At 74.9% G+C, this 23,388-nt stretch carries 1 protein-coding gene (only partly in view); it reads right to left on the bottom strand.

The window, feature by feature from the left end; all coding sequences use genetic code 11:
- Nucleotides 1–23,388, bottom strand: partial view of an SDR family NAD(P)-dependent oxidoreductase gene (locus OHS18_RS05075; RefSeq protein ID WP_328616118.1) — the 5' portion only. The gene continues 4,260 nt to the left of window position 1, outside the view; only the first 23,388 of its 27,648 coding nucleotides appear in the window; its start codon is at nt 23,386–23,388; its stop codon lies off the left edge, out of view.

Raw genomic sequence — 23,388 nt, 5'->3', positions numbered from 1 at the left:
GGCGGTGAGACCGTTGGACGCGCCGTCCTGGTTGACCGCGGAACCCCGTACGACGGCGAGGATCTCGTGGCCGTTGCGGAGCGCGTCCGAGCGGCGCTCCAGCACCAGCAGGCCGACGCCCTCGGACCAGCCCGTGCCGTCGGCGTCGTCGGAGAACGCCTTGCACCGGCCGTCCGGGGACAGTCCGCGCTGACGCGAGAACTCCACGAAGGTGGCGGGGGTCGACATCACCGTCACACCACCGGCCAGGGCGAGGGAGCACTCCCCCGCCCGCAGGGCCTGGGACGCCCAGTGCAGCGCGACCAGCGACGACGAGCACGCCGTGTCCACCGTGACCGCCGGTCCTTCGAGGCCGAGGGTGTAGGCGACGCGGCCCGAGGCGACGCTCGGGGCGCTGCCGTAACCCTGCTGGCCCTCGTACTCGCCGCCGGTGAGGAGACCGCCGTAGTCGCTGTACATCACGCCCGCGAACACACCCGTCGACGAGCCGCGCAGGGTCACCGGGTCGATCCCGGCGTGTTCCAGGGCTTCCCACGACGTCTCCAGGAGCAGCCGCTGCTGGACGTCGGTGGCGACGGCCTCGCGCGGGCTCATCCCGAAGAACGCCGCGTCGAACTCGGCCGCGGCGTGCAGGAAACCGCCTTCGCGCGTGTAGGTCGTGCCCACGTGGTCGGGGTCCGGGTCGTAGAGCGTGCCGAGGTCCCACCCGCGGTCGGCCGGGAAGCCGCCGATCGCGTCGGTGCCGGCCGCGACCAGATCCCACAGTTCCGCCGGGGAACCGGCGCCGCCCGGGTAGCGGCAGCCCATGCCGACGATGACGATCGGGTCGTCGTCGGCCGCGCGGACCGGCCGCGTCTCGACGGCCGTTTCCGTGGTGCCGACCAGTTCGGCGAGCAGGTGGGCCGTCAGCGCGGCCGCGTTCGGGTGATCGAATACGAGCGTCGTGGGCAGCCGCAGCCCGGTCGCCGTGGCGATCCGGTTCCGCAGCTCGACGCCGGTGAGCGAGTCGAAGCCCATCGCCGAGAACGCCCGGCCGGGGTCGATCGACGTGCTGTCGGCGTGGCCGAGCACCGCGGCGACCTGGCCGGCGACCAGGTCCGCGACGACGTCCCGGCGTCCGGCTTCGGTGAGCCCGGCCAGCCTCCGGCCCAGTTCCCCCGTCCCGGACGTCTTGGCGCGCCTGGTCGTCGCGCGGACCAGCCCACGCAGCGGCGGGGCGACTTCGCCGGTCGCCGACGCGGCCGGGCGGACCGGCGCGAGCACCGGTGTCCCGGCGCCGACCGCGGCGTCGAACAGCTCGAGGCCGTCTTCGGCGGTGAGGACCGAGATGCCGTCGCGGGCCATCCGGCGGACGTCGGCGTCGGTGAGGTCCGCCGTCATGCCGCCGGTGCCGGACCACGGGCCCCAGGCCAGCGACACGGCGGGCAGCCCGAGCGCGGCGCGGTGGTGGGCGAGCGCGTCGAGGAAGGCGTTGCCCGCGGCGTAGTTCGCCTGGCCCGCGCCGCCGATGGTGCCGGCGATCGAGGAGAACAGCACGAACCCGGCCAGGTCGGTGGTCAGCTCGTGCAACGCCCAAGCGGCGTCGACCTTGGGCCGCAGGACGCGGTCGAGCTGGTCGTCGGTGAGGGTTTCGACGGTCGCGTCGTCCAGGACGCCGGCCGCGTGGACGACGGCGGTGAGCGGGTGCTCGAGGCCGTCGATCAGGGCCTTGAGGGCGGCGCGGTCGGTGACGTCGCAGCGCGCGACGGTCACCTCGGCGCCGAGGTCGATGTCGACCTGAGCGCTGCGGCTGACCAGCAGCACGTGCCGCATCCCGTGCTCGCGCACCAGGTGCCGGGCCAGCAGCCGGCCCAGTCCCCCGGTGCCGCCGGTGATCAGGACGGTCCCGTCGGGATCCCAGGTCCACGGCTCGGGCGTCACGTCGGCGCGCACCAGGCGCGGCACGGACAGTTCGCCGTCACGCACGCGGACCTGCGGTTCTCCGGCGGCGAAGGCGAGTTCGCCGTCGACGAGCAGGAAGCGGTCCGGGTGCTCGGTCTGGGCGGACCGGACCAGGCCCCACACGGCGGCCGCGGCGAGGTCCGTGCCGTCGGTGGCGCCGTGGGTGTGGAAGACCAGCTTCGCGTCGGCGAAGCGCGGGTCGGCGAGCCAGTCGCGGATCAGGGCGAGCGCCCCGGCGGTGACGTCGCGGACGTCTCCCCCGGTGATCGGGACGACGACGTGGTCCGGCACCTCCGTCAGGTCGGCCGGCGCGCCTTCGAGGACCACGGACGATGTGCCCGGTGTGGCCGTCGCCGGGATCCAGTCGAGGCGGAGCAGCGCGTCCTTGACGGCGGACCGGGACCGGGCGATCGCCGCGGGGCGGAACGTCACGGCGTCGACCGAGGCGACGGGGGTGCCGTCGGCGTCCGCGAGGGCCAGGGAGACGGTGTCGGTCCCGGCCGGGGTGATGCGGGCCCGGAGGAACGACGCGCCGGCGGCGTGCAGGCGGATGCCCTGCCAGCCGAACGGCACGTGCGGGCGGGTGTGGCCGGAGGCGAGGGCGACCGCGTGCAGGACCGCGTCGAGCAACGCGGGATGCAGGCCGTACGCCCCGGTGTCCTCGTCCAATTCGATCTCGGCGTAGACGTCCTCGCCGCCGCGCCAGAGCCGGCGCAGGCCCTGGAACGCGGGCCCGTAACCGAGGCCGAGCGCGGCGAGCTTTGCGTAATCGACCTCGACCGGGGTCGCGTCGGCCGGGCGGGTCACGTCGAGCGTGGCCGTTCCGGCCGACGGCTCCAGGACACCGGTCGCGTGCCGGGTCCAGCTGCCGTGGTCGCCTTCGGCCCGGGAGAACACGTCGACGTCGCGCAGTCCCGCGGCGTCCGGTGCGGCGACGCGGATCTGCAGGTGCGCCGCCGTGTCGAGGGCCAGGGGCTCAAGGAGGGTCAGCTCGCGGACGGCCGGGCAGCCGGCCTCGTCGCCGGCGCGGCGGACGAGTTCGACGAACGCCGTGCCGGGCAGCACCGTCGTGCCGAGGACGGTGTGGTCGGCCAGCCACGGCTGGGTCTGCGTCGAGAGCCGGCCGGTGAACAGCAGCCCGGCGTCCTCGGCCAGTTCGACCGACCCGCCGAGCAGGGGGTGCCCGGGCGCGCCGAGGCCCAGTCCGGCCGGGTCACCGGCCGCGACGCGGGCCTGCGGCCAGAAGCGCCGGTGCTGGAAGGCATAGGTGGGCAAGGAAACCGGGCGTCCCTCGACCAGGCCGTCCCACGACACCGGCAGGCCGGAAACGAAAAGGCGGGCGAGCGCGGTCAGGAACGTGCGGGATTCGTCGTGGTCCCGGCGCAGAGCCGGGACGACGACGGCGTCTTCGCCGACGACGTCGGCCGCGAGCCCGGCGAGCACCGCGTCCGGGCCGAGTTCGACGTAGCGATCGACGTCCCACGCTTCGAGGGCCCGCAGCACGTCGAGGTAGCGGACGGGTTCGCGCACCTGGCGCACCCAGTACCCGGGCGAGGTGACGATGCCGGCCGCCACGACCGGGATCGACGGCTCGTGGTAGGTCAGTCCCGCCGCGACGGCGGCGAACTCGGCGAGCATCGGGTCCATCAGCGACGAGTGGAACGCGTGCGAGACGCTGAGCCGCTTGGCGTCGTCGAACCGTTCCGCGACGGCCAGCACGGCGGCCTCCGGGCCGGCGATCACGACCGAGCGGGGGCCGTTGACCGCGGCGAGGGAGACGTCGTCGCCGAGCAGCGGGAGGACGTCGGCTTCGGTGGCGCGCAGGGCGACCATCGCGCCGCCCGGCGGGAGGGCCTGCATCAGCCGGCCACGCGCGGCGACCAGGCGACACGCGTCATGCAGGGAGAACACCCCGGCGACGTGCGCGGCGGCGATCTCGCCGATCGAGTGCCCGGCGACGTAGTCCGGGCGGACGCCCCGCGCGGTCAGGGCCTCGAACAGCGCGACCTCGACGGCGAAGAGCGCGGCCTGCGTGTGTTCGGTGCGGTTGAGCGCGGCGGCGTCGTCGCCCCACATGACGTCGCGGACCGCCGGGGCGAACCCGGCGAGCACGGTGTCCAGCGCGGCCGCGAACACGGCATCGGCCGCGGCCAGGTCCCGGCCCATGCCGAGCCGCTGGGAACCCTGGCCGGAGAACAGGAACGCCGTCCGGCCGGTCGCCGGGGTGCCGGTCACGACGTCCGGGTGCGTAGCGCTCGCACTCAAGGCGGCCAAGGCCGCGTCGTGGTCCGGGCCCGCGAGGACGACGGCCCGCGCGTCGAAGCGGGACCGGCCCTGGGCGAGGGTCCACGCGATGTCGCGGTGGTCGGCGCCCATGACGTGCTCGCGCAGGACGGAAGCCTGGGCCCGCAATGCCTCCGGGGTCTTGGCGCTGAGCAACCACGGGACGGTCGCCGTTTCGGGACGTGCGGCGGCCGGGGCCGGCGCCGCGGGCTGTTCCAGGATGACGTGCGCGTTCGTTCCGCTGATCCCGAACGACGAGACGCCGGCGCGGCGCGCGCGACCCGCGTCCGGCCAGGCGGTTTCGGCGGTGATCAGCTCGACGGCGCCCGCGGTCCAGTCGACGTGCTTCGACGGTTCGGTGACGTGCAGCGTCCGCGGCACGACGCCGTGACGCATCGCGTGGACCATCTTGATGATCCCGGCCACGCCGGACGCGGCCTGGGTGTGCCCCAGGTTCGACTTGACCGACCCCAGCAGCAGCGGGGCTTCCCGCTCCTGACCGTAGGTGGCCAGCAGGGCCTGGGCCTCGATCGGGTCGCCGAGTTTCGTGCCGGTGCCGTGCGCTTCGACGACGTCGACGTCCGAAGTGGACAGTCCGGCGCTCGCGAGGGCCTGGCGGATGACGCGCTGCTGGGACGGGCCGTTCGGCGCGGTGAGACCGTTCGACGCGCCGTCCTGGTTGACCGCGGAACCCCGTACGACGGCGAGGATCTCGTGGCCGTGGCGCTGGGCGTCGGAGAGGCGCTCCAGGACCAGGATGCCGACGCCTTCCGACCAGCCGACGCCGTCGGCGCTGTCGGAGAAGGGCTTCGACCGGCCGTCGGCGGCGAGGCCGCGCTGGCGGGAGAACTCGACGAACGCCGCCGGCGTCGACATCACCGTGACGCCGCCCGCGAGGGCGAGGTCGCAGTCGCCGGCCCGCAGCGCCTGCGCCGCCCAGTGCAGGGCGACCAGGGACGACGAGCACGCGGTGTCGACGGTGACGGCCGGGCCTTCCAGCCCGAGCGCGTACGACACGCGCCCGGAGGCGACGCTGCCCGCGCTGCCGCTGGTCTTGTAGCCCTCGACGTCCTCACTGCCGTCGAGCAGGCGGCTGTAGTCGCTGTACATCACGCCGGCGAACACACCGGTCGCGCTGCCGCGCAGCGAAACCGGGTCGACGCCCGCGCTTTCCACCGCGGCCCACGACGTCTCGAGGAGCAGCCGCTGCTGGACATCGGTCGCGACGGCTTCGCGCGGGCTCATCCCGAAGAAGTCCGCGTCGAAGTCCGCGGCGTCGTGCAGGAACCCGCCGTGGCGGGTGTAGGACGTCCCGGTGTGGTCCGGGTCGGGGTCGTAGAGCGCGCCGACGTCCCAGCCGCGGTCGGCGGGGAACTCGCTGATCGCGTCGCCGCCTTCGCGGACGAGCCGCCACAGGTCCTCGGGTGACGCCACGCCGCCCGGGTACCGGCAGGCCATGCCGACGATGACGATCGGGTCGCCGTCCACGACACCGGTCGCGCGGACGGTCTCGGCGGGAGCGTCGCCGAAGATCTCCCCGACGATGTGCGCGGCCAGGGCCCCGACGGTCGGGTAGTCGAACACGAGCGTCGCGGGCAGCCGCAGTCCGGTGGCGGCGTTGAGGCGGTTGCGCAGCTCGACGGCGGTGAGCGAGTCGAAGCCGAGTTCGGCGAAGGAGCGGGTCGGCGCGATCTTGCGGGTGCCGGTGTGGCCGAGGACGTGCGCGACCTCGTTGGCGACGACGACGCCCGCTTCCTGCAGGCGTTCCTCGGCGGACCGGGTCCGCAGGCGGCGTTCGAGCGCGCCTTCGGTGACCGCGAGAATGCGGCGGGCGGGCGCGCGGACCAGGCCGCGCAGGGGGTGCGGGATGTCTTCGCGGGCCTGGAGGGCGGCACGGTCGAGCCGGACCGGCAGCAGCACCGGCGCGGCCGCGGACAGGGCCGCGTCGAACAGCTGCAGGCCCTGCTCGACGGACAGGGGCGGGAAGCCGGCGCGGGCGAGGCGGTCGAGCCCGGCCTCGCCGAGGTCGGCGGTCATGCCCGTGGTCGGGACCCACGGGCCCCAGGCGAGGGAGACGGCCGGGAGCCCCTGGGCGCGGCGGTGCGCGGCGAGCGCGTCGAGGAACGCGTTGGCGGCGCCGTAGTTGGCCTGCCCGGGGATGCCGAGGGTGCCCGAGACCGAGGAGAACAGCACGAACGCGGCCAGGTCGCCGGTCAGTTCGTGGAGCAGCCAGGCGGCGTCCGCCTTCGGCCGCCGCACGGTCGCGAGCCGCTCGGGGGTCATCGCTTCGAGCGGCGCGTCGTCGAGGACGCCGGCGGCGTGGACGACGGCGGTCGGCGGGTGGTTCGCCAGCAGGGCGGTGAGCTGGGCGCGGTCGGCGACGTCGCAGGCTTCGACGACGACGTCGGCACCGGCGGTCCGCAGCTCCGCCACGAGTTCCGCGGCGCCCGGGCTGTCCGCGCCGCGGCGGCTGACCAGCAGCAGGCGACGGGCCCCGTGCCCGGTCACCAGGTGCCGGGCCAGGACGGCGCCCAGTCCCCCGGTGCCGCCCGTGATCAGGACGGTCCCCTCGGGGTCCCAGGCTCCGCCTTCCGTCGGCACGGCGGGTGCGAAACGGGCTGCGAGCAGGTTGCCGTCACGCAGCGCGAGCTGGGGTTCTTCAACGGCGAGCACCGCCGGCGGCAGTACAGAGCCGTCGAGTTCGAGGAGGCCGAAGCGGCCCGGGTGCTCGGCTTGGGCGGCCCGGACGAGACCCCACACGGCGGCGGCCGGGAGGTCGCCTTCGCGGGTCACGAACACCAGCTTCGTGTTGGCGTAGCGGTCGTCCGCGACCCAGCGCTGGGCCAGGTCGAGGGCTCGTTCGGCGAGGTCGGCCGCCGAGCCCGGCACGTCGGCCGGGCCGGTCAGGCAGGTGACGACGACGTCGGGCACGTCGGCGCGGTCGTCCAGCGCGGCCACGCCGATGCCGAAGGGGTCGTCGCCCAGGAGCGCGACCGAAAGCGAGGTCGCCTCCGGGATCGGCACCGGTGTCCAGTCGAGCTGGAACAGCGCGTCGTTGCGGCGCACGGCGTCCCGGGCGGCTTCGCGCACGACCAGGGAATCGATGGTCGCTACCGGGTCACCGTCGGCAGTGGTCAGGTCGAGGCCGATGCCGGGGGTCACCCGGACTCGCAGGGCGACGGCTCCGGCGGCGTGCAGCGAGAAGCCCTGCCAGGAGAAGGGCAGTTCACGCGCGGCCGGGGCGTTCGGGCGGAGCGTCACGGCGTGGAGGGCCGCGTCCAGCAACGCCGGGTGCAGGCCGAACCCGGCCGCTTCGGCGTGGTGGGCGGGGTCCAGTTCGACCTCGGCGAAGACGTCGTCACCGCGCCGCCAAGCCGCCCGCAAGCCGCAGAACCGGGGGCCGTAGTCGAAGCCGTCCGCGGCGAAACTCTCGTAGAAGCCCTCCAGGGGAACGGGAATCGCGTCCGGCGGCGGCCAGGCCGTAGTGTCCGATGTAGACACCGGCGTGGCCGGGCTCAGGGTGCCCGTGGCGTGTTCGGTCCAGGCGTCCGCGGCCCGTGAGTGGATGCCGACCGGACGGCGGCCGCGGTCGTCCGGCTCGCCGACCCGGACCTGCACCTGGATACCGCCCTGCGGCGGCAGGACCAGGGGGACGGCCATGGTCAGCTCGTCGATGCGGGGGCAGCCGGTCTCGTCGCCGGCGCGGACGGCCATCTCCGCCAGCGCCGTGCCCGGCACCACGACCTGGCCGAACACGACGTGCTCGGCCAGCCACGGCTGGGTCCGCAGGGAAAGCCGGCTGGTCAGCACGACCTCGTCGGAGCCGGCGAGGCGGACGGTCCCGTCGAGCAGAGGGTGCCCCGGCGCGCCGAGCCCGAGCGACGTCGCGTCGCCGCCGGTCCGGGTGACCGGCGGCCAGAACAGCTCACGCTGGAACGGGTAGGTGGGCAGGTCGGTGCGGCGGCCACCCGCCAGGGCCGGCGTCCAGTCGACGTCGGCGCCCGAGACGTGCAGCCGCGCGACGGCTTCGGTGAAGGCGATCTCCTCACCGCGGTCGCGGCGCAGCAGCGGCACCGCGACGGCGTCCGGTGCCACGCCCGCGACCAGCGCGGACAGCACTCCGTCCGGCCCGGCCTCGACGAAGCGGGACGCGCCCGCGGCCACCAGCGCCGTGACGCCGTCGGCGAACCGGACGGCGTCCCGCGCGTGCCGCACCCAGTGCTCGACGGTGGTGACGTCGGCGTCGGCGCTCACGGTGGAGACCAGCGGCAGGCGCGGCTCGTGGAAGGTCAGGCCCGCGAGGACGTCGGCGAAGTCCGCGAGCATCGGCTCCATGAGCGGCGAGTGGAACGCGTGCGAGACGGTGAGCCGCCGCGTCTTCTCGAACTGCGCGGCGATGGCGACGACCGCTTCTTCCGCCCCGGCGACGACGACCGAGCGCGGCCCGTTCACGGCGGCGATCGAGACGTCGGGGCCGAGCAGCGGACGCACTTCGTCCTCGGTGGCCTGCAGCGCGATCATCGCGCCGCCGGCCGGGAGCGCCTGCATCAGCGCGCCGCGGGCGGCGACGAGCGTGCACGCGTCTTCGAGGGACAGGACGCCCGCGGCGTGGGCCGCGGTGATCTCGCCGATCGAGTGGCCGGCGACGAGGTCGGGTTCGACGCCCCACGACGCGGCCAGCCGCAGCAGCGCGACCTGGAGGGCGAACAGCGCGGGCTGGGCGAACTCGGTGCGGTCGAGCGCGTTCTGGTCGTCGCTGCGGACGACGTCGGCGATGCGGTCGCCGAACCGCGCGAGCACGGCGTCGTGGGCCTCGGCGAACACCGGGAACCGCTGGGACAGCTCATGGCCCATGCCGGTGCGCTGGCCGCCCTGTCCACTGAAGACGACCGCGGTGCGGCCCGGGACGACCTCGCCGGTGACGGCCGCGGGGTGCGATCCGAGTGCGGTCAGGGCGTCGGCGTGGTCGGCGAGTACGACAGCCCGGTGCGCGAACCGGGAGCGGGTCGTGGCCAGGGAGTGGCCGACGTCGAGGGGGGCGGCGGTCAGTCCGGCCAGCTTCGCGGCCTGGGCGTGCAGGGCCTCTTCGGACTTCGCGGACAGCACCCAGGGCACGACCTCCGGCCTGGCCGCCGCGGGGGTGGTCGGTGTGGCGGGCGGCTGTTCGACGATCGCGTGGGCGTTCGTCCCGCTGATGCCGAACGACGAGACGGCCGCGCGGCGCGGGCGGCCGGTCTCCGGCCACGGCGTCGGCTCGGCGAGCAGCGTGACCCCGCCCTCGGCCCAGTCGACGCGCGAGGACGGCGTGTCGGCGTGCAGGGTCCGGGGCAGCAGGCCGTGGCGCATGGCCAGGACCATCTTGATGATCCCGGCGACCCCGGCGGCGGCCTGGGTGTGCCCGAGGTTCGACTTCACCGAACCCAGCAGCAGCGGCGTTTCGCGGTCGCGGCCGTAGGTGGCGAGCAGGGCCTGGGCTTCGATCGGGTCGCCCAGCGACGTTCCGGTGCCGTGGCCTTCGACCGCGTCGACGTCCGATGTGGACAGTCCGGCGTTGGCGAGGGCCTGGCGGATGACGCGTTGCTGCGAAGGGCCGTTGGGCGCGGTGAGGCCGTTGGAGGCGCCGTCCTGGTTGAGCGCGGAGCCGCGGACGACGGCCAGCACCGGGTGCCCGAGCCGTTGCGCGTCGGACAGCCGTTCCAGCAGCAGCATCCCGGCGCCTTCGGACCAGCCGGTGCCGTTCGCGCCGTCGCCGAAGGAGCGGCAGCGGCCGTCTTCGGACAGGCCGCGCTGGCGGGAGAACTCGACGAACGTCGACGGCGTGGACATCACCGTGACGCCGCCGGCCAGCGCCAGGTCGCACTCCCCCGACCGCAGCGCCTGCGCGGCGAGGTGCAGCGCGACCAGCGACGACGAGCAGGCGGTGTCGACCGTGACGGCCGGGCCTTCCAGGCCCAGCACATAGGAGACCCGGCCGGAGGCGACGCTGCCCGCGCTGCCGCTGGTCTGGTAGCCCTCGGCGTCCTCGCTGCCGTCGAGCAGGCGGCTGTAGTCGTGGTACATCACGCCGGCGAAGACGCCGGTGGCGCTGCCGCGCAGCACGACCGGGTCGATCCCGGCGCGCTCGATCGCCTCCCACGACGTCTCCAGCAACAGCCGCTGCTGGACGTCGGTGGCGACGGCCTCACGCGGGCTCATGCCGAAGAACTCGGCGTCGAACTGGCCGGCGTCGTGCAGGAACCCGCCGTGGCGGGTGTAGGACGTGCCGGCGTGGCCGGGGTCCGGGTCGTAGAGCGCGTCGAGGTCCCAGCCGCGGTTCACCGGGAACTCGGAGATGGCGTCGCCGCCGTCGTTGATCAGGTCCCACAGCTGCTCGGGCGTGGTGACGCCGCCGGGGTAGCGGCAGCTCATGCCGACGATGACGATCGGGTCGGTCGTGGTCGCGGCTTTGCGGACCTCGCTGACCGGCACGTCGGCGTCGAACAGCTCGGCCAGGAGGTGCTCGGCCAGCGCCGTGACGGTCGGGTGGTCGAAGACGAGCGTGCTCGGCAGCCGGAGTCCGGTCGCCGCGGCGAGGCGGTTGCGCAGGTCGACGCCGCTGAGCGAGTCGAACCCCAGGTCGGAGAACGCGCGCCCGGGCTCGATCGCGGCCGCGTCGGCGTGGCCCAGGGCGAGAGCGACGTGGGTGGCGACCAGGCCTTTCAGCGCGTCGGCGCGCTCGGCGACGGGGAGCTGGGCGAGTGTGCCGGCGAGGTCCCCGGCGGCCGCGGTGGCCCGGCGGCGGGCGGGGCGGACGAGGCCGCGCAGCACGTGCGGGATCTCCGGCTGCCGCCGCACGGCGGCCAGGTCGAGCGGCAGGGGCAGGACGGCGGGTTCGGCGCTGCCGCGGGCGGCGTCGAACAGCGCGAGACCGTCCTCGGTGGACACCGGCGGCATGCCCGCTTCGGCGAGGCGCCGCAGGTCGGTGTCCGAGAGCGTCGCCGTCATGCCGCTGCCGGACTCCCACGGGCCCCAGCCGAGCGAGCGCGCGGGCAGGCCGTCGCGGTGCCGGCGGCGGGCCAGGGCGTCGAGGAAGGCGTTGGCGGCGGCGTAGTTCGCCTGTCCCGCGCCGCCGAACGTGCCGACGACCGAGGAGAACAGCACGAAGTCGGTGAGGGCGCGGCCGGTGGTCAGCTCGTGCAGGTGCCAGGCGCCGTCGGCCTTCGCCCGCAGGACCTGCTCGAAGCGTTCGGGGGTGAGGGCGGCGAGGGTGCCGTCGTCGAGGACGCCGGCGGCGTGCACGACGGCCGTGATCTCCCGGCCGTCCAGAAGGCGCTCGACGGCGGCCCGGTCGCCGACGTCGCACGCGGCGACCTCGACCCGGGCGTCCAGCGCGGCCAGTTCGTCGAGCAGGCCCGGTGCGGTCCGGCCGGACCTGCTGACCAGCAGCAGGTCACGGCGCCCGCGCGCGGCGAGGTGTTTCGCGACCGCGCTGCCGAGGCCGCCGGTGCCGCCGGTGATCAGGACGGTGCCGTCCCGCGCGTCGTCGATCTCTTCGGGGGTTTCGGTGATCCGGGCCAGCCGCGCGGCGTGGATGCGGCCGTCGGTGATCTTGAGCACCGGCTCGCCGGTGGCCACGACGGCCGTGGTCAGCGGCGCGGAGTCGTCGGTGTCGACGAGCACGAACCGGCCGGGGTGTTCGGCCTGGGCGGAGCGGACGAGGCCGGCCGCGGCCGCGGCGACCGGGTCGGTGCCGTCCAGCGCGCCCCGCGTCACGACGACCAGCGTGGTCGTGGTGTCGCGGGTCAGCCAGTGCTGCAGCTGCGTCAGGACACGGCTGGTCTCGCGGCGCAGGGACAGCGGGACGGCTCGCAGGTCTCCGGCGACCGGCCAGGCGACGAACTCCGGCGGCTCCGCCAGCGACGCGGGGTCCTCGGTCTCGAAGACCGGTTCCGCCGCTGTCACCGCGATCGGCGTCCAGTCCAGCCGCAGCAGCGACCGGGCCTGCGTCCGGACGGCCGGGCCGGTGCGGCGCAGGGTCAGGCGGTCGACGGTGACGACCGGGGCGCCCGGGGCGCCCGACGGGTCGGCGGCGACCACGCGGAGCGCGCCGCCGTCGTCCGGGGTGAGCCGGACGCGCAGGGCGGACGCACCGGTGGCGTGCAGCGACACGCCGTGCCACGAGAACGGGACGCTGCCCGCGAAGTCGTTGCCCAGCAAGGAGACGGCGCGCAGGGTCGCGTCGAACAGAGCCGGGTGCAGGCCGTAGGCGTCCGGCTGGTCCGCACTCGCGAGGGCGACCTCGGCGAAGAGCTCACCGTCCCGGCGCCAGGCGGCGGACGGGCCGGGGAACGCCGGGCCGTACCCGAGGCCATCGGCGGCGAGCTGTTCGGTCAGGCCGGTCAGGTCGAGGGGTTCGGCGTCCGCGGGCGGCCACGGCTCGGGCGTGCCGGGCACGGCAGTGTCCGGGACGAGCCAGCCCGCGGCGTGGCGGGTCCAGGGGTCGTCGGTGCTGCCGTCCGTCCGGGAGGAGAACGTGAACTCGCGGGCACCCGCGTCACCGGGGGCGCCGACGCGCAGCTGGAGCTGCCGGCCGCTCGACTCGAGGTACAGCGGGGCCTCGATGGTGAGTTCTTCGACGCGCTCGCAGCCGAGGTCGGCGCCCGCGGCGAGGGCGAGTTCGACGAACGCGGTGCCCGGCAGGACGGTATCGCCGTGCACGGTGTGGTCGGCGAGCCAGGGCCGGGTCGCGGTGGTGAGCAGGCCGGTGAGCACAACCCCGCCGTCGTCGGCGAGGTCGAGCGCCGCACCCAGCAGCGGGTGCCCCGCCGCGGCCAGGCCGGCGCCGCGGAGGTCGCCGATGGCGCGGGCAGTCGGCCAGAACCGGTTGCGCTGGAAGGGATAGGTGGGCAGGTCGACGACCCGCGCGCCGCGGCCGGCGAACCAGCCGGCCCAGTCGACGGTGGTCCCGGCGACGTGCACCCGGGCGAGGGCTTCGAGGACCGCCACGGTCTCGGGACGGTCCCGGCGGAGCACCGGCGTGACGACGGCGTCCGCGTCGACCATCCCGGTCAGCACGGCGTCCGGCCCGACCTCGACGTACGTGGTGATCCCGGCGTCGGCCAGCCGGGCGAGGGTGTCGCCGAAGCGGACGGTGGCGCGGACGTGCTCGACCCAGTACTCCGGCGACGTCACGTCTCCGGCGGCGATGATCGGCAGCCGCGGCTCGTTCAGGGTCAGCTCGGCGACGACCGTGCGGAAGTCGTCGAGCATCGGGTCCATCAGGTGCGAGTGGAAGGCGTGGCTCACCTTGAGTCGGGTGGTCTTCTCGAACCTTGCCGCCACCTCCAGCACCGCGGTCTCGACGCCGGACAGCACGACCGAACGCGAGCCGTTGACCGCCGCGATGTCGACGCCGTCGGTGAGCGCCGCGCGCACGTCCTCTTCGGACGCTCGCACCGCGACCATCGCACCGCCCGGCGGCAGGGCCTGCATCAGGCGGCCACGCGCCGACACCAGCGCGCACGCGTCTTCCAGGGACAGGACACCGGCGATGTGGGCGGCCGCGATCTCGCCGATCGAATGGCCGGCGACGTAATCGGGGCGCACACCCCAAGCGCTGAGGAGCTTGGCCAGCGCGACTTCGATGGCGAACAGCGCGGGCTGGGCGGTTCCGGTCTCGGCGATCAGGGCGGGATCCGTGCCCCAGATGACGTCCCGCAGTTCCGGGTCGAAGTGCGTCAAGACCTCATCGAGGGCCTGCGCGAAGACCGGGTATTCCTCCGCCAGCTCGCGACCCATGCCGAGCCGCTGGGCGCCCTGGCCGGTGAACAGGAAGGCGACGCTTGGTGCAGCCGCTTGTCCTCGGGCCGCCTCCCGCACGCCGTCCGGCGTCGCGAGGAGGACGGCTCGGTGGGCGAAGGTCGCGCGGGTGGTGACCAGGGAGTATCCGGCGTCGAGCGGGTCCAGCCCGGCCGTCCGCTCGATCTGCGCGGCGAGAGCGGCTTCGGAGCGGGCCGAGAGCACCCACGGCACGACCGGCGGCGCCGGCCGCGCTTCGGGGGTGCGCGCGGGCGCGGGGGCTTCGATGACGACGTGGGCGTTGGTGCCGCTGATCCCGAACGACGAGATCCCGGCGCGGCGCGCCCGGCCGGTGTCCGGCCAGTCGCGGGCCTCGGCGAGCAGCTCGACCGCGCCGGTGTCCCACTCGACGTGGGACGACGGGGTCCCGGCCCAGAGCGACTTCGGGACGACGCCGTGGCGCATGGCGAGGATCATCTTGATGATGCCCGCGACGCCGGCGGCGGCCTGGGTGTGGCCGATGTTGGACTTGACGGAACCCAGGAGCAGCGGGGTTTCCCGGTCCTGGCCGTAGGTGGCGAGCAGGGCCTGGGCCTCGATCGGATCGCCGAGTTTGGTGCCGGTGCCGTGGGCTTCGACGACGTCGACGTCCGATGTGGACAGTCTGGCGCTCGCGAGGGCCTGGCGGATGACACGCTGCTGCGACGGACCGTTCGGCGCGGTGAGACCGTTCGAGGCGCCGTCCTGGTTGACCGCACTCCCCCGCACGACGGCGAGGATGCGGTGGCCGTTGCGGAGGGCGTCCGACCGGCGCTCGAGGACCAGGAGGCCGACGCCCTCGGACCAGCCGGTGCCGTCGGCGTCGTCGGAGAAGGACTTGCAACGCCCGTCACCGGCGAGGCCGCCTTGGCGCGCGAAGTCGAGGAAAGTGGCCGGGGTGGACATCACCGTCACGCCGCCGGCCAGCGCGAGGGAGCACTCCCCCGACCGCAGCGCCTGCGACGCCCAGTGCAGCGCGACCAGCGACGACGAACACGCCGTGTCGACCGTGACCGCGGGGCCTTCCAGGCCGAGCGCGTAGGAGACGCGGCCCGAGGCGACGCTGCCGGCGGTGCCGTTGACGTCGAAACCGCGCGCGTCCGGGTCCTGCCCGGCGGCGACGGCCGCGTAGTCGTGGTACATCACGCCGGCGAACACGCCGGTGTCGGATCCCTTGAGCGACAACGGGTTGATGCCCGCCTGCTCGAACGCCTCCCACGACGTCTCCAGCAGGAGCCGCTGCTGCGGGTCGGCGCTGAGCGCGTCCCGCGGGGAGATGCCGAAGAAGTCGGCGTCGAACTCGGCGGCGCCGTGCAGGAACCCGCCGGCGCGGGTGAAGTCCGCGTCCGGGACGTGCCAGCCACGGTCGGACGGGAAGCCGGTGATCCCGTCGCGGCCCTCGGTGAGGAGCTCCCACAGCTCGTCCGGCGTGGCCACGTCACCCGGGTAGCGGCAGGCCATGCCGACGATGACGATCGGATCGTCGGTGCGCGCGGCGATTGTGGTCCGGGTGAGCGCCGGGCTGTCGCCCTCGACGAGGGTCTTGAGGAACGCGCTGACGGCGTCCGGGGTCGGGTGGTCGAACACGAGGGTGGCGGGCAGCCGCAGTCCGGTCGTTTCGGCGAGGCGGTTGCGGAGTTCGACCGACGTCAGGGAGTCCAGGCCGAGTTCGCGGAAGGTCAGGGCCGGGTCGACGCCGGCCGGGGAGGCGTGGCCGAGGACGTTCGCGACGGTGGTGACGACGACGGCGCCGAGGTCGGTCGCGGGTTGCCCGGTGGCGACGGCGGCGCGGCGCGGGCGCGGCGGGACCAGGCGGCGCAGGACGGGCGGCACGGAGTCGAGGGCCCGCAGCGCGGCGCGATCGAGGTGCGCGGCGACGACGACCGGGTCTTGTCCTTCGAGCGCGGCGTCGAACCAGGCGAGGCCGTCTTCGACGGAGTGCGTCGGCAGGCCGGCGCGGGCCATCCGCCGCAGTTCGGTGTCGGACAACGTCCCGGTCATGCCGCTCTGCTGCGCCCACGGCCCCCACGCGACCGCCCGGCCGGGCAGCCCGGCTTCGACGCGGACGCGGACGAGCTCGTCGAGGGCCGCGTTGGCCGCGGTGTAGGCGCCCTGGCCGCCGTTGCCGAGCACGCCGAAGACGGAGGTGAAGACGACGAAGTTCGCGAGGCCCGGCAGGAGTTCGTGCAGGTGCCAGGCGGCGTCGACCTTGGGCGCGAGGACCCGGGCGAGGCGCTCGGGGGTGAGGGCGTCGAGGACACCGTCGTCGAGGACACCCGCGGCGTGGACGACACCGGTGACGGGGTGCTGGGCGAGCAGAGCGTGGAGCGCGCCGCGATCGGAGACATCACAAGCGGCGATGGTGATGTCGGCGCCGTGTTCGGTGAGTTCGGCGGCGAGGTCGGCGACGCCGGGAGTGTCGGCCCCGCGGCGACCGGCGAGCACGAGCCGGGTGACCCCGTGGCGGGTGACGAGATGCCGGGCGACGTGAGCACCGAGCCCGCCGGTACCGCCGGTGATCAGAACAGCCCCATCACCCCAGCCGACTGCGGCCGGTTCTGCGGGGGTCGGTTCGGCGACAGTCGCAGATTCGTCGGCCGCGGCCGGTTCGGCGACGGCGCCGACCGCAGCCGGGCCGGTCGCAGGTATGGGGGCGAGCCGGGGTACCTCCACCCGACCTCCGCGCACGCGGACCTGGGTCTCCCCCGACTCCGGCAGCGCGGCCAGGGCCGCCGCCACCACCGTCTCGTCCACTTCGGACTCGGTGTCTTCCAGCGACAGCAGGAAGAACCGGCCCGGGCGTTCCGCCTGGGCCGAGCGGACCAAGCCTTCCGCGGCTGCCGCGGCCGGGCCGCCTCGGGTCACGAAGACCAGCTGGGCTTCGTCCTCCAAGTGATCACGCAGGTGACCCAGCACCGCCGACGTCACCAAGCGGATGCCGTCCGGGACCGGGAGTCCGACCGGGTCCGGGACCGGGACCACGAGCACGTCGGCCGCCGAGGGCACCGCGCGGCGGCCCGGCAGCAGCGCACCCAGGTCGTCCGGGCCCACCGAAGCCCACGTCAGGTCCGCCGGCGCGCCGAGGTCCTTGGGCGTCCACTCCACGCGCAGCAGCGGCGGCGGACCCGCCGGCACCGGGTCGGCCGGGGGGCGCAGGACCAGGGACCCGACCGTCGCGACCGGGGCGCCGGAGGCGTCGGTCAGCGACAGCGTCACCGTGTCCGGGCCCAGGCGGCGGATCCGCAGCCGCAGCGCCGACGCACCCGCCGCGTGCAGTGCGACGTCCGACCACACGAACGGCAAGCGAGCGCGTGGTTCGGCGTCCAGGCCCAGGAACGGGACCAGGTGCAGCGCCGCGTCGAACAGCGCCGGGTGCAGCAGGTAGCCCTCGGCGTCACCGGCGGCGGACGGCAGGGCCAGGTCCGCGCACAGGTCGTCGCCCTCGTGCCAGGCCGCCTGGACGCCGCGGAACGCGGGGCCGTAGTCCAGGCCGGCCGCGGCCAGGGTGCGGTACATCTCCTCGACGTCGAGTGGCGCGGCCGCGGGGGCCGACGACGTCAGGACCGGCGCGGCAGCTGAAGGGGCCAGGCGGCCGGTGGCGTGACGCGTCCACGATCCACCGGGAGTGCGCGAGTGGATGGCGACCTCACGCCGTCCCGCCGCGTCGGCGCCGCCGACGCGGACCCGGATGCTCACGCCGTCGCGTTCCAGGGGCAGGGGCGCGGTGACCGTCAGCTCGGTGAGCGCGCCGCAGCCCAGTTCGACGCCCGCGCGCAGCGCCAGCTCGACGAACCCGGTGCCGGGGAACAGGATCCGCTCTTCGACGACGTGGCCGGCCGGCCACGGCAGCGACGTCGGCGACAGGTGGCCGGTGAAGACCGAACCGTCGTCGCCGGGCAGCTCGACGGCCGCGCCGAGCAGGGGGTGCCCGGGCCGGTCCAGGCCCAGCTCCACCGGGGCGGGACGCGCGGTGACCCAGAAGCGCTCGTGCTGGAAGGGGTACGTCGGCAGCGCGACGCGACGCGCGCCGGTGCCGGCGAAGTAGGCGTCCCAGTCCAGGGGGACGCCGAGCAGGTGCAGCCGGCCGAGTGCGGCGGCGACGGCCGGTTCCTCGGCGCGGTCGGCGCGCAGCAGCGGCACGGTCGCCGCGCCGGGCACGGCCCGCGCGATCATGCCCGACAGCGTGGTGTCCGGGCCGATCTCGACGAACGCCTCGGTCCCCGCGGCCTGCAGTGTGGTCACGGCGTCGGCGAACCGCACGGTCGCGACGACCTGCTCGACCCAGTATCCGGGGTCGGTCAGCCCGGCTTCGATCCGGCCGGTGACCGTCGAGACGACCGGGATCGACGGCTCGTGGAACGTCAGACCTTCGGCGACGCGGCGGAAGTCGTCGAGCATCGGGGCCATCAGCGGCGAGTGGAACGCGTGTGACACCGAAAGCCGCCGCGTGTCCTCGAACGCCGAAGCAACCTGCAGAACCGCATCCGTGACGCCGGAGATCACCAGCGACGTGGGGCCGTTGATCGCGGCGATCGTGACGCCGTCGGCCAGCAGCGGCCGGACCTCGTCCTCGGACGCGCGCAGCGAGACCATCGCGCCGCCCTCGGGCAGCGCCTCCATCAACCGGCCGCGCGCGGCGACCAGCGTGCACGCGTCGGCCAGCGACAGCACACCGGCAATGTGCGCCGCCGCCAGTTCGCCGATCGAGTGGCCGGCGACGTGGTCGGGTCGCACCCCGAGCGATTCGGCGAGGCGGAACAACGCGACTTCAAGGGCGAACAACGCGGGCTGCGCGGTGCCGGTGCGGTTCAGGACGGCGGCGTCGTCGGTGCCGATCGCGGCGTCGAAGTGGCCGATGACCTCCTGGTACGCGGCGGCGAACACCGGGAACCGGGCGGCGAGCCCGGCGCCCATGCCGACGCGCTGGGTGCCCTGGCCGGCGAACAGCACCGCGACGAGCGGTTCGACCGGCGGCGCCGTGCCGCGGGCGACCTCGGCGACGCCGTCGGGTCCGGCGAGCAGCACGGCCCGCCGGTCGAACGAGGACCGCGTGGTGATCAGCGAAGCGCCGACGTCGACCGGATCCGCGTCAACCGCGCGCAGCTGCTCGACGGCCACGTGGAGAGCGTCGTCGGACTGCGCGGACACGACCCACGGCACCACGGCCGGGACGACGTCGCGCGCGGGCTCACTCACCTCGAAAGCCGGCGCCTGTTCCAGGATCAGGTGGGCATTGGTGCCGCTGATGCCGAACGACGACACCGCGGCGCGGCGCGGCCGCTCCCCCGCCGGCCAGTCGCGGGCCGCCGTCGCGAGCTCCACCGCGCCGGCCGTCCAGTCCACATGGGACGACGGGACGTCGGCGTGCAGCGTGCGCGGCACCGTTCCGTGACGCATCGCGAAGATCATCTTGATCACGCCGGCCACCCCGGCCGCGGCCTGGGTGTGCCCGATGTTCGACTTCACCGAGCCGAGGATCAAGGGGTGCGGGCGGTCCTGGCCGTAGGTGGCCAGCGCGGCCCGGGCTTCGATCGGGTCGCCGAGGCGGGTGCCGGTGCCGTGGGCTTCGAGGACGTCTACGTCCGATGCAGCCAGTCCGGCGTCGCCGAGGGCCTGGCGGATCACGCGTTGCTGCGCGAGGCCGTTCGGGGCGGTGAGCCCGTTGGACGCGCCGTCGGAGTTGACCGCCGACCCGCGCACCACGGCGAGGACGTCGTGGCCGAGCTCCCGGGCGCGGGAAAGCCGTTCGACGACGACCATGCCGACGCCTTCGGCCCAGCCGGTGCCGTCGGCGCCGTCGCCGAACGCCTTGCAGCGGCCGTCTTCGGACAGCCCGCCCTGCTTGGCGAACTCGACGAAGATGCCGGGTTCGGCCATCACCGTGACGCCGCCCGCGATGGCCAGCGACGTCTCGCCGGACAGCACCGACCGGACGGCCAGGTGCAGCGCGACCAGCGACGACGAACACGCCGTGTCCACCGTCACGGCGGGGCCTTCGGTGCCCAGGACGTACGCGAGCCGGCCGGAGACCAGGCTCGGCGAGGTGCCGGTGAGGACGTACCCCTCGGCGTCGCCGGTCGCTTCGGCGAGTTTCGGGCCGTAGTCCTGCGCGGTGGCGCCGACGAACACCCCGGTCGGCGTACCGCGCAGGGACAGCGGTGCGATGCCGGAGCGTTCCAGGGCCTCCCAGGCGACTTCGAGGACCAGCCGCTGCTGCGGCTCCATCGACTGCGCTTCGCGCGGCGAGATGCCGAACAGGCCGGCGTCGAAACCGGCGACGTCATCGAGGAAACCGCCGGGACGGCCGGTGTCCAGGACGGCGGCGGGCCAGCCGCGGTCACCCGGCATGGCCGCGATCGCGTCGACTTCGCCGTCGACGAGGCGCCACAGGTCTTCGGGCGAGCGGACGCCGCCGGGGTACCGGCAGCCGATGCCGACCACGACGACCGGGTCGGCCGCGCCCCCGGTGGCCGGCGCGGGCGCGGCGGCTTCGGGCAGCACGCCGGCCAGGTACCCGGCGAGGTCGCGGGCCGTGGGGTGGTCGAAGACCTCGGTCGTGGCCAGCGTCCGGCCGGTGGCCGCGCCGACGCGGACCGCGAGGTCGACGTTCATCGCCGAGTCGAAGCCCAGTTCGCGGAAGGAGGTGTCGGGGTCGACGCCGCCGGTGACGCCGAGGACCGCGGCGGCCTCGCCGCGCACGAGCCGCAGCAGGTCGCGATCGGCCGGCGGCGCGGGTGCGGTCCGGGCGGGCTCGGGCGTGTCGAACCAGTGGCGCTCCCGGTCGAAGGCGTAGGTCGGCAGGTCCAGCACCGCGCCGCCGCCGGTCACGGCGGTCCAGCCGACGTCGATGCCGTGCACGTACAGCCCGGCCAGGGCCGTGACGACGCCGTGCTCCTCGGAGCGGCCGGACAGCGAGGCCCGCACGGTGACGGGTGCGCCGTGGCCGTCGAGGGACGCGCGCACGAGCGAGGTGAGCGTGCCGTCCGGGCCGAGTTCGAGGAACGCCGTGACGCCTTGGCGCCCCAACGTCGTCACGGCGTCGGCGAACCGGACCGTGTCGCGCGCCTGCCGCACCCAGTAGTCCGGCGACTGCAGCTGCGCCGCGCTCAGCGGACGGCCGGTCACGGTCGAGACGACCGGCAGGGTCGGTGGCCGCAGGTCGAGCTGGTCGACGACGCCGCGGTACTCGGCCAGAATCGGGTCCATCAGCGGCGAGTGGAACGCGTGGCTCACCGGCAGCCGCGTCACCTTGCGGCCGTCGGCTTCGCACCGCGCGGCCAGCGCGAGCACCGGCTCCTCGGGCCCGGCGACGACGACGGACGCGGGCCCGTTGACCGCGGCCAGCACGACGTCACCGGTCAGGTGCGGCTCGACCTCCTCGGCGGCGGCGCGGATCGAGACCATCGCGCCGCCGGCGGGCAGCGAACCCATCAGCCGGCCGCGGGCGGTGACCAGCATGCAGGCGTCGTCCAGCGACAGGACGCCGGCGACGTGCGCGGCGGCGAGCTCGCCGATCGAGTGCCCGGCGACGAACGCCGGGGCGACACCCCACGACGCGAACAGCCGGTACAGCGCGACCTCGAACGCGAACAGCGCGGGCTGGGTGTGCCCGGTCTCGTCGAGCACCGCGGCCTCGGCCGAGCCCTCCTCCGCGAACAGGACGTCCCGCAGCGGGCGTTCGGTGTCGCAGCGCGCGCAGATCGCGTCGATCACGTCGGCGAAGACGGGGAACCGCGTGTACAGGTCACGCCCCATGCCGGGCCGCTGGGCGCCTTGACCGGGGAAGAGCACGGCCAGGCGGGGAGCGTCGGTGGCCGTGCCCGAGACGACGTCGGCGGCCGGATCGCCGGCGGCGAGGGCGGCCAGGGCGGCGGCCCGGTCGGCGGCCAGGACGACGGCGCGGTGCGGGAAGGCGCTGCGCGTGGTGACGAGGGAATGCGCGACGTCGAGCGGGGCCGCGTCGAGGGTGCTCAGCTCGGCCGCCTGGCCGCGCAGGCCGCCCGGCGTGCGGGCGGACAGGACCCACGGGACGACCGAGCCGTCCGTGCGGGTGCGTCCGGTCGGCTCGACCCGCTGCGGCGGGGCGGACAGGACGAGGTGGCAGTTCGTGCCGCCCATGCCGAAGGACGAAACACCGGCGTAGGCCGTCGCCTGGGGCCACGATTCGACGTCGGAGGTGACGCGCAGGCGCCACTCGTCGAACCGGATGGCCGGGTTCGGGTGTTCGTGGTTGCGGCTGGGCGGTACCTCGCCGTGGGCCAGGGACAGCGCGACCTTCAGCAGGCCGGCGATGCCCGCGGCGCCTTCGAGGTGGCCGATGTTCGTCTTGACCGAGCCGACCCACAGCGGGTCGTCGCCGGGCCGGCCGGGCGCGAACACCGCGCCGAGCGCGGCCGCTTCCAGGGGGTCGCCGACGCGGGTGCCGGTGCCGTGCAGTTCGACGTAGCGCACCGCGTCCGCCGGGACGCCCGCGCGGCGCAGCGCGGCCCGCACGACGGCTTCCTGCGCCTGGGCGCTCGGGGTGGTGAGGGTGTCGCTGAAGCCGTCGTTGTTGACCGCGCCGCCCTCGATGACGCAGTGGATGCGGTCGCCGTCGGCCAGCGCCGCGGCCAGGGGCTTGAGGACGACGAACCCGCCGCCCTCGCCGCGGACGTAGCCGTTGGCGCGCTCGTCGAAGGTGTAACAACGGCCGTCGGGCGAGAGGCCGCCGAACCGGTCGGCGGCGACAGTGCTCTCCGGGGCGAGGTTGAGCTGGACGCCACCGGCCAGCGCCAGGTCCGCTTCGCCGCTGCGCAAGGCTTCGCAGGCGAGGTGCACGGCCACGAGCGAGGACGACTGCCCGGTGTCGACGGACATGCTGGGCCCGCGCAGCCCGAACGTGTAGGAGATGCGGTTGGCGACGACGGCGCGGCTCTGGCCGGTGAGCGTGTGGTGCCCGATGGCGGCGGCGCCGCGCTGCTTGAGCAGCGTCGCGTAGTCGTCCGCGCTGGACCCGACGAACACGCCGGTCGCGCTGCCTTCGAGGCGGGCGGGGACGATCCGCGCGTCCTCCAGGGCCTCCCAGCCCAGTTCCAGGGCGAGGCGCTGCTGCGGGTCCATCGTCGCGGCTTCCCGCGCCGGCACGCCGAAGAAGGCGGCGTCGAAGGTGTCCACATCGGACAGGAAGCCGCCGCGGCGGGTCTCCGGCGGCACCGAGGACCGGCGTTCCGGCGGGACTTCGGTGGTGCCGTCGGCGCCTTCGCGCAGCAGCGTCCAGAACGCGCCGGGCCCGTCGGCCGACGGCAGCCGGCAGGCGAGGCCCACGACCGCGACGGCACCTGCACGGGCAACGGCACGCTCGTCAGGCAC

It is taken from the genome of Amycolatopsis sp. NBC_00355, from assembly GCF_036104975.1.
Lineage (GTDB): Bacteria > Actinomycetota > Actinomycetes > Mycobacteriales > Pseudonocardiaceae > Amycolatopsis.
This window is presented reverse-complemented; position numbering and strand designations above follow the sequence as displayed.